At 47.5% G+C, this 17,187-nt stretch carries 1 protein-coding gene; it reads left to right on the top strand.

Going from position 1 to position 17,187, the window contains the following annotated elements; genetic code table 11:
* The first annotated feature begins 350 nt into the window (after positions 1 to 350).
* A complete protein-coding gene (locus ICL55_RS29950; protein WP_188104657.1) occupies positions 351 to 17,186 on the top strand; it encodes a non-ribosomal peptide synthetase/type I polyketide synthase in 16,836 nt (5,611 codons plus the stop codon).
* The last annotated feature ends 1 nt before the right edge of the window (position 17,187 follow it).

Here is a 17,187-nt window from a genome sequence, read left to right as displayed (position 1 = left end):
TGGCTGCTATAGAAAGAGAATGTTTAACCCGAAGCAAGGATGATGAGGAACCAATAATGCCGCTCTCCAACATTGTCCGGAGTGTAAGGGAATACTATAATTGATTTTACGCTTATCGGCGAACGGATATCCGCAGATTTAACCTTATAAAGCCTCGTTAGCAGATATTATCAATAAGATAAATGAGGGTACGAAATGACCACCGGTGATTTTATAAATAAAATCCTGGAGGCAGATCCCATGCCCTTTAGGATAGGTTGGTTTGGCTCCGGTCTTTCGGTGTCCCGGAATTGAAACCAATAGTCATTGATGAGATATAAAAATGGCCGCCATCTTTAAAAAAGTTTAAAGTGAAAGAAATATTAAAACTATCGCCACTTCAGAAGTATATATGGTTAGATCAGTTGCTGCATAGCGCTTCTCCCAAGTTTAATGTCGGTGGCTATGTAGACATAAAAGGCAACGTAGATCATCATGTATTTTCCGGTGCCATGCAGCATCTGAAAGATGAACAGGATATTTTCAATTATCGTCTGGTACATTCGGAGGAGCCTTATCTGGAGTTAAGGAAGGGGATAATAAACGTTTCCTGCGAGGATGTTTCCACTGAGGAAAATGCTGCTCATGTTGCTTTTAGTCGCATGCAGCATGATATGAAAATGCCTTTCGAATGGGAAGATGGGATCTTATACCGGTTTGTATTGTACAAGGTCAGTGAAGATAACTATTACCTGTATGTGAAGTTGCACCATTTATTAAGTGATGGATGGGGGTTGTCGATATTGATTAAAACGATGTCCCGGCTTTACCGGGACTCGGCCGGCAGTGGGGAGTTCTATTCCTATGCGCAGTTTACTGCGGGATATGAGTTGTATACCGGTAGTACTGTTTATGAAGCAGATAAGTCATTTTGGAAAGAAAAACTGGCGGAGGTGCCGGGTAATCCGTTTGAGTTGGGTGCTGTGGGCAATACCGGTACAGGCGATCATCCTATCAGTTCATGTTCCTTTGAAATAGACAGGCAGCAACATGCTGCTATCCTGCGTTATTGCAAAGAGCTGAATGTGGGAGCGTTGCATTTTTTTCTGGGATGTGTATATATGTATATCAACCGATATCACAACCGGCAGCAGTTGCTGATAGGCACCCCGGTCCTGAACAGGCCGGACCGTTCTCTGAAAAAGACGGTAGGGGTATGCATGAATATACTACCGTTAATATTTGATTTTTCCCCGGACATTCGTTTCCCATCGCTGGTAAAGGCTATAAAAATGGAAACGATGGAGTCCTACCGACATCAGCGGTTTCCATTTGGAGAGATGTTTCAGTTGCAGCCGGAACTTGGGCAGGCATATGATGTGAGGGTTTCTTATGAAAAACATGATTACGGTACTATATTCGGATCATATGAGTCCGCTATCGTGCCATTGGCGAATGGAAGGGAGGACGTCGGATTATCTTTCCATATCAGGGAATATTCTACCGAGCGGCTGTATGTTGATCTGGACTACAGTACGTCTATTTTTACAGAAAGGCAGGCGGATACTATGCGGGGATATCTGAAATTCCTGATAACCGCTATTACTGCTTTACCTGAGTTACCTATCGGGGACAGCCGCTTTTTGCCGGCAGGGGAGCTGGCATCGCTTGCCTCGTTTAATAATAATGCCCTGGAGGTTGCAGATGAAACAATTCTCCGGCAGTTTGCAAGGCAGGTGGATCGTTTTCCGGACCGTGTTGCAGTGGTCAGTGACAAACAGCTTACTTATCAGCAGTTGGATGACCTCTCTTCGCAATGGGCCTTTTATCTCATCGGGAAAGGCGTAAGACCCGGAGAAATTGTGCCTGTCATACTGGAGAAATCTGCTGCCGTGGTTGTCGCCATTTTAGCGGTACTGAAATCAGGAGGCGCCTACCTTCCTATCGACGTTGCCTATCCTAATGACAGGATAAAGCTAATTGTAGAGGATTGTCAGGCTGAGCTGATTATTTCTGACAGGGAAGACCTGGATTTTGAAGGTGTTTGGAGACTTTCTCCGGAGCGTGAGAAGGGACAGATATTGGCAGCTGCATCCTGCCCGTTACCGTTAGCCGGACCTGCCACTGTAGCATATGTGATCTATACATCCGGGACCACTGGTACTCCAAAGGGGGTAGCGGTGTCGCACGGCAGTCTGAATAATATTGCCAGGTGCTGGGAACGCAGCTACGCGTTAAAAGCTCCGGTGGTGCTTTCACTGACGAGGGTATCATTTGATGTTTTCACTGGTGACCTTTGCCGTGGCCTGCTGACGGGCGGGCAATTGGTGCTTGTACCAGATGACAGAAGGCTGGACTTTGATTACCTGCATTCGCTGATAGAAGCATACGGGGTTACATTTCTGGAATCGGTTCCTGTCCTTGTTGTAGATATGGTGAGGTATAATCTGGAGAAAGGAAGAACCTTTTCCTCGTTACAGGTGCTGGTAGTGGGATCTGATGTTTGCTCTGTAGCTGATTTTACTTATCTGCAACAGCAGTTAGGTGAGCGTGTCCGGATCATTAACAGTTATGGAGTTACCGAAGCATGTATTGATTCTTCTTTTTTTGAGGGGAACATAGATGGTTTGCATCGGGTGCCGGTTGGGAAGCCGTTAGGGAACACCCATTTTTATATTTTGGATGAAAAGGGACAGTTGCTGGCTCCCGGCGCTATCGGTGAGCTTTACATAGGAGGTGCCGGTGTCGCCATCCAATATATTAACCGGCCGGACCTGACAGCTGCCCGTTTTGTGGTATTTGAGGGGGAAAAGGTATATAAAACGGGAGATATGGCCAGATGGATGGCTGATGGCAATCTTGATTTTCTGGGAAGAGCCGATGATCAGGTTAAAATACTGGGACACCGAATAGAGACCGGAGAGATTTCCTTCGTCATGGAGCAACTGGAAGAAATAAAGCAGACAGTTGTTTTGGGAAAAGAAAGCGGTGACGGTAACAAGATTCTTGTTGCTTATTTCGTAACAGCCTCGCCGATTGATAAAGAGCGGATCATCTCTCACCTCAGGAATGTTTTACCGGATTATATGGTGCCATCTGCCCTGGTGGAAGTAGATCATATTCCCTATACAGGTAATGGAAAGATTAATAAAAAGGCGTTACTGAATATAGCCATAGCTTCCATGCGTGAGCATGGGTATGTGCCGGCTGGAAATGCTACAGAGCATGTACTGGTGGCGCTTTGGGAGGAGTTGCTTGACCGTAAGGGGATTGGGGTCACTACCAGTTTTTTTGAGTTGGGTGGGCATTCTCTTTTGGCCAATAAGGCTATTTGGAAGATGAAGGAGCGTACCGGGATCAGCATATCCCTGAAGCAGTTTTTTGAAGGTCCTACAATTCAGGCTATCAGCAGCAACCGGGGGAATACGGAGAGCATCACGATAGCTCCCGTACCGGATAATGTTCGTTTACCACTTTCTTTTTCGCAGGAACGATTATGGTTCCTGTATCAGCTTGACAGAAATAACGTTTCCTACAATGTTCCCCGCGCTATACGCATGACCGGAACGCTCAACGTTTCTTATGTAGAGCAGACATTTACAGAGATCATACGGCGGCATGAGATATTCAGGACCGTCTTTAAAGCAGACGAAGGACTGCCTTATCAGGAAATTCAGGCTCCCTTCTACTTCAATATTCCTGTTACAGATATTTCGTATCTGACGACCAAAGAACAGCAGCATTATATTCAGGACGTTATTACATCGGAAGGGGCATTTATCTTCGATCTTGCTACAGGTCCCCTGCTGAAGGCGAGCCTGCTAAAACTGGCAACAGATGTACACTTGCTTGTATTGCTTGAACACCATCTGATACATGACGGATGGACCCAGGGGATATTGATCAGGGAGTTTATGGCGATCTACAACGGGCTTTGTCAGGGGCAGCCACATGGTCTGGATGTGCCGGTATTACAGTTTAAGGACTATGCCTATTGGCAGCAGCAGTATTTTACCGCTGAGGTAACCGAGCGTTATCTCCGGTTCTGGCGGGAAAAACTGAAAGGTGTTCCGCCAGTAATCTCTCTTCCTTTGGATATGCCCAGACCCGCTGTTTTAAGTGGAAAGGGCAAGATGATCACCATTAAACTGGAAGAGCAGTTAGGGAATAAGATCCGCCATTTCAGCCGTTCTCACGATACGACTCTGTTTATGGCCATGTTCTCGGCATTTAACGTGTTACTGTATAAATATACCGGCAGTCAGGATATGTGTATTGGCTCTGGTATCGCCAATAGGAATATTGAGGGTATTGAGAATATGATGGGAATGGTGATCAATACTATTCCGCTGCGTACGGCCGTCAATGCAGCAGAAACGTTCGCTGAGCTCCTGCATAAAGTGAAAGCGGTTTGTCTTGAAGCATATGCCTGGGCGGATATCCCGTTTGACAAGATAGTGGAAGCGCTTAGGATAGACAGGAGTTTGAGTTATCTTCCGCTGGTCCAGGTAACATTCAATTTCATGGACACGCCCGCTAAGGAATTGGTTTTGCCTGGTCTTGAACTGACAAGGGAGGATTTTCATAATGATTCTTCCAAGTTCGATATCAGTGTAGTGGTCCTTACACCAAGAGAGCAGCATGGTAGTGGCGAGGGAGAGGATGACAGTATCTACATAGAATGGGAATATAATACTGATATTTTTACCCATCAGAAGATGATGCAAATGGTAGATGACTATCAGTATTTGCTTTCCCTGTTACCCGAGGTCTCTAATGTTCCTATATCGAGGTTGCAGCTGTTGGATGCTGCTGCTATAGATTATCAGCTGCATGTGCTCAACCAACCTCCTGTCGACTTTCCCATCCAACGTACCATCATTGATCGTTTTAACCAGCACGTAGCGGAAAGTCCGGCGGCGCTGGCACTATTATCCAACGGAGAAGGTATTACATATGGGAAGCTGGGAGAAAAAACTGATCGCCTGGCGAATTCTCTCCGACAGCAGGGAGTAGTGCCTGGTATGATGATCCCTCTGTTGTTTCCCCGGGGCCTGGATATGGTAGTAGGTATACTGGGTATTTTAAAGGCCGGGGGAGCCTATGTCCCTCTGGGAATAGATTATCCTGAGGCGCGGGTACACTTCATTCTGAAAGAGGTTGCCGCAGCAATAGTATTATGCAACGAGGAGCAGCACTACCTGTTACCGGAAGGGGTAAGGGGGCTTTCACTTGCCGATGACAGCATAAAAGACCAAATATATGCTGCCCCTGAAAGTCCTTCACCGGAGGGTGCCGCGTACGTGATTTATACTTCTGGTTCTACGGGGCAGCCCAAAGGAGTAGTGGTTCGGCATAAGCACATCAGTAATCTTATTTATAGTCAGCAGCAATATTATGGTATCAGTAGCAGAGAGCGTATTCTGCAGGCATCACGTTTCACATTTGATGCGGCTACGGAGCAGGTCTTTCTGACGCTTTGTAACGGGGCCACGCTGGTAATTGCGGACGGGGATGTTGTTGCCGACCCGGTATTACTTTCAAAGCTTGTTGATGATACGGGCATTACCCATCTTCATACCACACCTGCCCTGTTAAAGCAATTAAGGCCCTTGTTGGCAGCGGGAAAACTTTACAGGGTAGTGGTAGGTGGAGAGGAATGCCCGGTATCACTGGCATCGGGTTGGCCTGGTGGCATCACTTTTTACAACGAATACGGGCCTACTGAAACGACAGTGACTGCCACCGTATTCAAATGGAAGAATGGGGATACCTATGAACGTTTGCCTATAGGCCGACCAGTGAAGAACAACAGGGTATATATCCTTGACAGGGACCGGCAACTGATGCCACTGGGAGCTACCGGTGAGATTTACATAGCCGGGGCGGGGGTATCGGAGGGGTACCTGGCCCGGCCGTCGCTTTCAGATACAGTATTTCTTGAAGATCCTTTTTTTGCCGGACAGCGAATGTATAAAACCGGGGACCAGGGCAGATGGCTCCCTGATGGTAATCTGGAATATTCGGGCAGAATAGATGGACAGGTGAAGATACGGGGATTCCGGATCGAGTTGGAGGAAATTGAGCAGGTGCTGTTGCGGCATCCTATGGTGAAGGATGGTGCCGTTGTCTGCAAAAAGGATGTAAATGGAGATAATCAGCTGGCTGGGTATATTGTACCTGCTGATACCTGGAACAGGGACGTGTTGCTGGCATTTTTGAGCCAGCAGTTGCCACCATATATGATACCGGAATTATGGGCCACACTGGAGGAATTGCCGCTTACCCAACACGGGAAAACAGACAGGAAGCTGTTGGCGGATATTGAAATCACCCGATCCGAAGAAAGGTATGAAGCACCGGCAAACGAGGTGGAATCGGCATTGGTTGACATTTGGAAACAGCTGTTGAAAACAGATAAGATCGGTGTAAATGATGACTTTTTCCGTTCAGGAGGGCATTCGCTGCTGGCAACACGTTTGGTGGCGGCCATCAGAAAAATCCTGGGTTTTGAGATATCGGTGAGGCAGGTATTTATTTATACAACCGTAAGATCGCTTGCTGCACATTTTTCACAGGGTGGGCTGATGGCATCCTTACCTCCCATAACAATGGTGGAAAAACCATTGGAAATACCGCTGTCATTCAGCCAGGAGAGGCTGTGGTTTATTGATAAGCTGGAAGGGTCAGTGCAATATCATATCCCCATGGCATTGCAGCTAAATAGTTGTCCGAACCCGGCAGTCCTGGAAGAGGCGATACAAATGATTGTTCACCGTCATGAAATATTGCGGACCGTTATTCGGGAAAAGGACGGAGAAGCCTACCAGGTTGTGCTGCGTAAAGATGACTGGAAACTGAATGTAGTGAAAGCTTCTTTTGGGAAAGAGGATAAGGAAGAGTTAGATGAATACATTTCCGGACGTATCCATTTACCATTTGATCTGTCAGAGGATTATATGTTACGGGTAGACCTGCTTTGCTTTCCTGAAGGCGAAGCAATGCTGGTGGCGGTGCTGCACCATATCGCGGGAGATGGCTGGTCACTGGCATTACTGGCAGATGAACTGTCTGAACATTACTCAGCCCTTTCCCAGGGACATGCTGCTTCCTGTTCCATGCCTGATGTGCAGTACGGGGATTATGTGCTGTGGCAGCGGCATTATCTGACGCCCATCATTGCTGTGGGGCTGGAATACTGGAAAAACAAATTCAGGGATACTGTTCCATTGCAATTGATTACTGATCGCCCCCGTACCACTATTCGGAATAATAAAGGGCGTTCCAGGACATTTTATATCCGGGAGAAACAGGCAGCCAGGTTGCAGGAATTTTCACACGAGCATCATGTTACTTTGTTTATGTCGTTGCTGACGGCATTTAAGGCATTGTTGCACCGTTATAGTGGTCAGTCTGATATAAGTATAGGCAGTGTGGTGGCCGGGCGCCGCCAGCAGGAAGTAGAAAAACTCATCGGTTTTTTTGTCAATACGATCGTGCTGCGAAGCCATGTGGATGGGGAGGATACTTTCTCCCTGTTATTGCAGGAGGTAAAGAAAACCACCCTGGAGGCATATGAATACCAGGATGTTCCCTTTGAAAAGATGGTGGAGACGGTGGCGGTCGACCGGGATAGTAGTCATACGCCATTTTTTCAGGTGATGTTTGTGCTACAGAATACGCCTGATATTCCACTGCCTGTACTGGGAGATATTACCGTTGTTCCGTATGAGGCGCAACTGCAGACGGCCAGGTTTGATCTGAATGTTTCTGTGCTGCCGTCAACTGAAGGTTTGGCTATAGCTGTCAGTTATAATACGGACCTGTTTGATGATACAACAATTACCCGGTTCTTTGAGCATTATATCCGGTTATTGGAAGCAATGACAACCGATCCGGATGTACGCATAGGCTATGTGCCATTATTAAGTGAGGAGGAACGCACCATGGTGCTGAAAACCTTTAATGCAACAGCAACAGATTGGCCGGCACACGAATCGATCGTGTCTTTGTTTGCAGCGCAGGTGGCGGCTACTCCTGATAATATTGCCGTCTTATCACAGAACGGGTCCATCACTTACAGCGCGCTCGACAGGCTGACAAACCACATGGCTCACTACCTGACTGTTAAAGGAGTGAGCGTCGGGATGCCGGTCATGCTATGCCTTGATAAGTCACCGGAGCTGATCATATCCATCCTTGGTATTCTCAAGGCTGGCGGCATATATGTGCCTGTAGACAAATCTTATCCGGCAGAACGTATCGCCTATATACAGGAAGATACAGGCGCGGAGTTATTGATAGGGGAAGCAGTGCCCGGGTTGGGGATATCAGCTATTTCCCCTGACGATATACTGGCAACAACTGAAGATGAATTGTCCTGGAATACAGTACTGTTGCCGACCCCGGAAGATCTGGCATATATCATGTATACCTCGGGTTCCACAGGAGCCCCCAAAGGGGTAATGGTTACTCATCGTAATGTAGTCAGCCTGGTAAAGGGAGTATCATATGTCGGGTTCTCGTCTGACGACCGACTCTTGTCTACCGGAGCCACTTCTTTTGATGCTACCACATTTGAGTACTGGGGTATGTTGCTGAATGGGGGAACGCTGGCTGTTTGTCCTACTGATGTAATATTGGCTTCTGCATCGTTGAAAGCGGCCATCGCTTCCATGAAGATCACGATGATGTGGTTTACGGCGGGGTTACTGAATCACCACGTAGATGAGGATATTACGGTGCTGGAGGGACTGCGAACGATCATTGCCGGAGGAGAGAAGCTCTCCGCTACTCACATCAATCTTATTCGGGAGTATTATCCCGGGCTGAAAATTATCAATGGCTATGGGCCTACAGAGAACACTACGTTTTCATTGACCTACTCTGTGGACCATATTTCGGGTAATATTCCGTTAGGCCGTCCGCTAAGTAACAGGACAGTCTATATACTGGACAAATATCAGCAGCCGGTTCCTATTGGAGTGGCCGGGGAGATTTATACCGGAGGAGAAGGCGTGTCGCCTGGGTATCTGCATTTGCCTGAGCAGACTGCCGGGCATTTTATTCCTGACCTGTTGGGCTGTGGGAGCGCGTTGTATCGCACAGGTGATATCGGCTACTGGCTTCCTGACGGGAATGTGATGTATATGGGACGCGTTGATGAACAGGTGAAAATAAGGGGATATCGTGTAGAACCAGCGGAAATAACCCATGCACTGCTGACGATAAAGGATATTACATCTGGTATTGTGGTGGCGCGGCAGAATGAATATGGGAAGAATGAGCTGATAGCTTATTTTGTAAGTCCGGTTTTACTGGATGGAGTATTTGTCAGACAGCAGCTATTGCATCAACTGCCTGGTTATATGATACCCGCCTATTATATGCAGTTGGATTCGCTTCCACTTACCTCCAATGGCAAAATAGACAAGAGGGCGTTACCGGTTCCTGACGCGAACAGTACGATGGCAGATGTTACGATGCCTCGAAATGAACTGGAAATAGCTATTGCCGGGATATGGCAGGAGCTGTTACATGTTTCTGTGGCTGGTATTTATGACAATTTCTTTGAGTCGGGCGGACATTCATTACTTGCTTCGAAATTCCTTTCTGCTATTCGTATGCGCCTGGGGCTTGACCTGAGGCTTCATGATATATTTGCAAATCCAACCATTGCACAGATAGCTGCATTGATACAGGGGAAACATTTTACCGCTGCAATTATCCCCCAAAGGGCAACTACGGCATCCCTGTCTTTTTCGCAGGAACGCATGTGGTTTATGGACCAGTTGGGCGTCAGTGAGCAGTTCCTCATACGCGCGAACTTCCGGTTAAAAGGAACCCTGCATCAGGAAGCCCTGAATATGGCGCTGAAGGAGCTCGTAAAGCGGCATCAGACTTTACGGACCATTATCCGGCAGGAGGAAGGAGGGCTCAGACAGTCCTTGCTGCCTGTTGAAGGATGGAGCCTGCAGGAAAAGGATATCCATGCGTTTGACCTCTCTGCCGACTACCTGTTCAGTGCAAGACTGCTGCAGGAAGACGAAGAGATGCATATACTGGCGGTGACTATTCATCACATTGCATTTGATGGTTGGTCTATAGAGATCATTTTACGGGAGTTATCTGAATTATATACCTGGTATGCCACAGGTAATGGTAGCTATCCGGAAGCATTGCCTGTACAATATATGGACTATGCTTTGTGGCAGCGGTCAGTTCCCTGCAGGGAGTCTTTAAAATTGCAATTGGCATACTGGAAAGAGCAGCTGAAGGATATTTCGCCCTTGTTATTGCATACTGACCATCCGAGACCGGCCATTCAAAGTACGAGGGGTGACGCAGTTACATTTGATATTCCCGGCGACCTGGCTCATGAGCTGGAACTTCTGGCAAACAGGGAAAAGGTTACCCCATTTATGCTGACGCTGGGTGCATTTAATGTACTGTTGCATCGATACAGCGGTCAGTCTGATATCTGTGTGGGAGTTCCGGTGGCGGGACGTTCGCAACCGGAATTACAGCATCTGATTGGCCTTTTTGTGAACGTTCTTCCCTTGCGTAGCGAGGTGTCGGGAGAATTTCCGTTTACTACGTACCTGGAACAGCTGAGTAAAACCGTGATGGAAGCTTTCGACAATCAGGAGGCGCCTTTCGAGCAGATAGTGGAGGCTGTGGTAAAGGACCGTGATATGAGCCGTCATCCTTTATTTTCCATCTCGTTTAGCTATGAGCAATATCCGGACATTTCCCTCTATGCAATGGATGGACTGGATATTTCACTGGAGCCTGTGAGGCAGACCACTTCTAAATTTGATCTGAGTCTGACGGTTATCAAAAGAGGTCCGGACGTTAAGGTGAGTATTGAATACTGTACCGATCTTTTTGAAGAGGAGACCATAGTCAGGTTGAAAGACCATTATATACAGCTGCTATATGCTATTACGGCAAGCCCTGATGCTAAAATAGGCATGTTGAATTTACTGACACCTGAAGAACATTTTGCGCTGACATCTGCTTATCAGGGTGAGACCACAGTACATTCCCGGGAAGAAGATATTATCGTGCTATTTGAAAAGCAGGTATCAAAAACCCCTGAGAAAACAGCATTAATAGTTGGAGAAGAGGGGCTTAGTTATGCCCGGCTTCAGGAGCAGGTCCATCAGCTGGCCAATTTCCTGATACAATCAGGTGTACGGCCGGGGCACCTGGTGCCTGTCTGTTTACCCCGGGGAGTTGATATGATCGTGGCTGTTCTGGGGATTCTAAAAGTGGGGGCTGCCTATGTGCCGATTGATCCGGACGGCCCCGCAGAGCGGATCAGTGAAATAATATCAGATACCCGTTCTAAGCTGATCATAGATCTCGCATTCTTCAATAGCAACAGGGATGGTATAAATGCTTGTAATACATCAAGTGCTGCAGCGGGCAGGGGGGATCTTGCCTATGTCATCTATACGTCTGGTACTACAGGAAAGCCTAAGGGGGTAATGATCTCTCATGAATCTCTGCTGAATTATGTGCTCACCTTCCGCGATTATTTTGCTATCACCTCCGCAGACAGTATACTGTTGCAGTCTTCAATCGTTTTTGACACCATGGTGGAAGAACTGTTTCCTGCACTGATCTGCGGTGCGACGGTGGTGATGGTTGTTGGAGGAGGCCGGGATGTATTTACAATACAACGATTTATTGAAGACGGCACGGCAACGATCTTAAGTACTACTCCACTGGTAATAGAGTGGCTTAACCGTAACCTGTCTGCTGTCGGGCAGTTACGGTACCTGATCAGTGGAGGAGATGTATTGCATGCATCCTATATCAGCAGGCTAAGGAATATGGTGCCTGTGGTGAATACTTATGGGCCTACAGAAACTACGGTGTGTGCAACTTACGGAAAGGTGCCAACTGACGGCGGGGGTATTACTATTGGAAGGCCGATTAATAACGTGCAGGTATATATTTTGGATGATTATAATAATCCTGTTCCGGTAAATATATCAGGGGAATTATGCATTGGAGGTATGGGAGTGGCCAGAGGATACCTGAATAATGACCCGCTGACGAGTGATAAATTTTTCGTGATAGGTGGGGTACGGTTTTACAGGACCGGTGATCTGGCCCGCTGGCTGCCGTCTGGTAATATAGCATACATCGGTCGTAAAGATGACCAGGCAAAGGTGGGTGGGTACAGAGTTGAAATGGAGGAGGTAAAGCAGGCATTGCTCAAAGTGGAGGGTATTGCCCACTGTGAAGTCACTGTGAAAAAAGACCATCATGGCCAACAGCGGCTGGTAGCCTATGTAGTCAGTGCCGGAAGATTTGATAAGGAGCATGTATTACGCCGGTTGCAGGCAGTACTACCGGTGTATATGCACCCATCCCTTTTTGTTCCGTTGCAGGTGATGCCGCTGAATGTCAATGGCAAGGTTGACCGCCGTTTGTTACCAGAACCGAACTTCGTCCAAACAGCTACCTATGTAGCGCCAAGAAATGAGACGGAGAAAGTGTTGGTCAGCATCTGGGAAGATATTCTCGGGACAACGCCGATAGGAGTGAATGACAATTTTTTTGAGGCCGGAGGAAATTCTATTAAGATCGTGGAGCTGGGGCAGCGTATCAGGGCCGAACTGGAGCTGGACGTATCCATAACGTTATTATTCCAATATCCGTCGGTCAGCCGGTTGTTGGACCATCTCTATCCTGAGAAGAGGGTCGCTGCTGCACTCTCTCCGACTGTTGATTCCGTTGAGCCCAAAGAAGATATTGCTATTGTCGGGATATCCTGTCAATTCCCGTTTAGTGAAGATTACCGCCAGTATTGGAATAATCTTGCCAGTGGCAGGGAGTTGATAACGCATTTTTCAGCGGAAGAACTTATCGCACAGGGAGTACCTAAAGACCTTGTAGAACGCGGGCAATATGTAAAGGCGGCATCTCTGATAGCCGGCAAAGAATATTTCGATAATGGTTTTTTCAAATACACCCCGGCGGAAGCAGCTGTAATGGATCCGCAGATAAGGTTGTTCCATGAGCATTGCTGGAGGGCATTGGAGGATGCAGGGCATGCAGGTGATACAGACAAGCAGCGCATTGGTCTTTTTGCTACAGCTGCTGAAAATATACATTGGAAGATTCTTGTTGACCAGCAGCAGGAGGAACAGATGATTGACAACTATACCAGACAGGTACTGGCAGACAGTCAGTTTGTAAGTTCAATGGTAGCATACAAGCTGAATCTGAGAGGGCCGTCCCTGTATGTTAACACCGCCTGTTCTTCGTCCCTGGCGGCGGTAGATTTGGCTTGCAGAAGTTTGCTAAACGGACAATGTGAGATGGCGCTGGCAGGCGGCGTTACTATCAGTTCTAACAGCAGGAAAGGTTATGTCTACCAGGAGGGAATGATCTATTCCCATGATGGACATTGTCGCACATTTGATAGTGAGGCCAATGGGACGTTGCCTGCGGAAGGAGTGGGGGTGGTCGTGCTGAAGCGACTTTCCGCGGCTATAAGGGACCATGATCAAATTTACGCGGTCATCAAGGGCAGTAACGTGAATAATGATGGTAATAATAAAGCCGGATACACGACGCCTGCTGTAGACGGTCAGGTGGCATGTATACAATCTGTGTATACTGCCACGGGCATTGATCCGCTTACAGTAGGATATGTGGAGGCGCATGGTACCGGAACACGATTGGGGGATCCTATTGAGATACGGTCGCTGTCCCTGGCTTTTGGCGTAAATAGTCCGGTGAAAAGTTGTGCGGTAGGATCCGTCAAATCCAATATGGGGCACACAGATGTAGCAGCAGGAGTTGCAGGTCTGATCAAAGCCACGTTGAGCTTGTATTATAAAAAGCTGGTGCCCAACCTGCATTTTAGTGTGCCCAATCCTGAAATAGATTTTGATTCCGGCCCATTCTATGTAAACACCCATCTACAGGATTGGAAGAAGAATGGGGACCATCCGTTGAGAGCAGGCGTTAATTCCTTCGGTATTGGGGGATCCAATGTGCATGTACTGCTGGAGGAAGCCCCTGTAACGGTAAAGGACACGCTGGTTAAGTCTCCCTTGCTTCTTACATTGTCAGCCGGAACGAGGAACTCGTTGCAGCAATACGTTGCAGATCTGAAAGCTTTTATAGCGGCTTATCCTGACACATCGCTGCCGGATATGGCTTATACGCTCCAGGCGGGAAGAAAACATTTCGATTACAGAAGCATGTTGGTGTTTCGTGACCGTACGGAGCTGCTGGCAGGGCTCAATGAGACGCTTGCCGTTACGCAGTCGAAACATCGGAAAGTAGTCTTGCTGTTTCCGGGACAGGGAGCGCAGTACGTTAACATGGGCAGACAACTGTACGAAGAACTCCCTGTGTTCAGGCAAATCATGGATCAGGGATTTAGTGTGTTAGCGCGGATTACAGGGGAAGATCTTAAATCGATCATTTATCCGCAGGAGAAAAATGATAGTATGTTGCTGGACCAAACTGCTTATACGCAACCTTTATTATTCCTGTTTGAATATGCGCTGGCCCGTTTGATCATGTCATGGGGAGTAGCGCCTTCCTGTATGATAGGGCATAGCATCGGTGAATTTGTAGCGGCTTGTATCAGTGGGGTATTTCAATTTGAAGACGCGCTAAGATTGGTATGCAGTCGGGGAGCACTGATGAACCGTTTACCCGGAGGAAGTATGATCAGTGTGAATATGACAGAAGAGGAAGCGCTCCCTCTTATCAACGGGGATATCAGTCTGGCATGCGTCAACGGAACCTCCCAGGTGGTGCTTTCCGGCCGGGAGGACGCTATGGGTGCCTTGTTTGAGCAACTTCAATCACAGGGCAGATCTGTGGTGAAATTGCATACCTCTCATGCTTTCCACTCTTCCATGCTGGATACGGTACTGGATGATTTCAGGGCGGTATTGAAGGAGGTGTCATTTGGTCGCCTTTCCTATCCATTTATATCTAATGTTACCGGAAAACTGATCACTTCGGAGGAAGCGGGCACTGTCGAATATTGGGTACAGCATATGAGGGGAACCGTTCGCTTTGCTACGGGTATTCAGACGCTGAGAACGTTGCATGAAGATGCTGTATTGGTGGAAGCCGGGCCGGGTCATACGCTTTCGGGGTTAATAAAACAGGACGGATGGAGCACAGATCCGATCACATTAAACTTAACCAGGCACCCAAGAGAACTGAAAGATGATATCACCCATCTGCATAAGAACGTCGGACTCTTATGGATGCATGGAGTAGCAGTTGACTGGGATGCTTTCCAGGGAGGAGTGGCGCATGCAAGGATTTCTTTACCGACCTATGCTTTTGAGAAGAACAAATTTGCGGCAGAAGGGGACCTGAAAGCACTTCAGGAATTCAGGAGAAGCAGGATCTCCGACAGAAGCAAACAGGAAGACTGGTATTACCAGATCCAATGGAAGAAAACGGCCTGGTTGAACCGCCGGAATTATTTACAGGAAGGCGCTGTGTGTGTATTGTTCGCAGAGCCTGATCAGGCGGGCGTATTACTCCGGGAGGGGTTGTCAGCATTGTCATTCCCCTATATATTGGTGGAGCCGGGACGGCATTATGAAAAGAAGACTGCCCGTCATTATATCATTAACCCGGCATCCGCGAAGGACTATAACCTGCTATTCAGGGATATCGGAGATTCACACGCTGTCGTAAAGGTTATTCATTTGTGGAATTACCGGGAGGAAACGGAAATAGCGGATAGTTGCGGGAATATTGGGTTCTATCAGACAGTAGGATATGAAAGCCTGTTGGAAATAGCCAGAAATATACCTCCGACAATCAGTGAGGTGCACCTTGATATAGTAGGGAACGGATGGTATAATGTACTGGGCAATGAGCGGATCCGTCCCGGAAAGGCCATGGCGTTGGCGGCAGTGAAGGTCCTGCCGAAGGAATTCAACCATATGAGCTGTAGGGCTATTGATATCTGTGATATGAGCCCTCTTTCTGTTGAATGCTTGCTGAGAGAACTGTTTTATGTAGCGGATGACCGGGAAGTGGCAATACGGGGCCGCCACAGGTTTGTTAAGTGTTTTGAGAAGGTGGTCACAAAAGATATCCATGCGAACGCTGTTCTCCGTCAACAGGGTACTTACTTTATCAGTGGAGCTACAGGGGCGATGGGACAGGCGCTGGCCGGGTTCCTGGCTGATCGTTACCAGGCCAATCTTATTCTTACCGGCCGGCAGGAGCTTCCAACTGCCTTTATAGCGGAGCTACAGCAAAAGGGTGCGTCCGTTTATTTTTTCAAATCCTCCATCAGCGACGTGAACCTCGTAGCTGAAGGGATAAAAAAAGGGGAGCTCCTTTTCGGACCTGTACAGGGTGTGATCCACACTGCCGGCGTGGGAGACTTTTCAGGAATTGTATACAGACGAAACAAAGACGATGACCAGCGGATCTTCGATCCCAAGATAAAGGGCACTTTATTACTACACAGCTTTTTTGAGAATCATGTCCTTGACTTTTTTGTAACCAGTTCTTCCCTGGCCGCCTCTTTAGGGACCTTTGGCCAGATTGGATACGTGGGGGCCAACTTGTTTCTGGATGCTTTTGCTGAGGAAAAACAATATTCCTACCCGGTTATCAGTATTGAATGGGATACTATCAGAGATGGAGGGATGGCGGTCAAAGCAACCAGTCATCTTAACGAAGGACACCAGAAAATGGCATTACGTTTTGGTATAGACACTGCTGAGATGATTAATGCATTCACTTTTGCATTACAAGCGCAGTTATCCACTATTGTTATATCAGCAGTAGATTTTCACCAGTCACTGGAAGAATCTGCGTCTGTGGTGGTGGCAGACATAGCAGAGGAGATATCCCTGGAGGTAAAGCGTATTAAAAGACCTGTAGGCCTTAGCAGGGAGTATGTGGCTCCTGTATCGGCTACAGAACAGTCCCTGGTCGACATGATCGGCCAACTGTTAGGGATTACCGGCGTGGGAACGGAGGATGACTTTTTTGAATTGGGAGGAGATTCTCTTAAAGCCCTGCTTGTATTAAATAAAATAAAGAAAGAATTCCAGGTAGATATCGGTATCAGAGATTTTTTCCTGCGAACTACTGTAAAGTTACTGGCGGCGGAAATTGATACGATCAGCCGGTTATTGGATAACAAGAAGAAAAAGACCCGTACCAGCAGAAAAATTATTTAAA

Source organism: Chitinophaga varians, assembly GCF_014529945.1.
Taxonomy (GTDB): domain Bacteria; phylum Bacteroidota; class Bacteroidia; order Chitinophagales; family Chitinophagaceae; genus Chitinophaga; species Chitinophaga varians.
The sequence above is the reverse complement of the archived record's forward strand: the minus strand, read 5'-3'. Positions and strand labels throughout refer to the sequence as shown.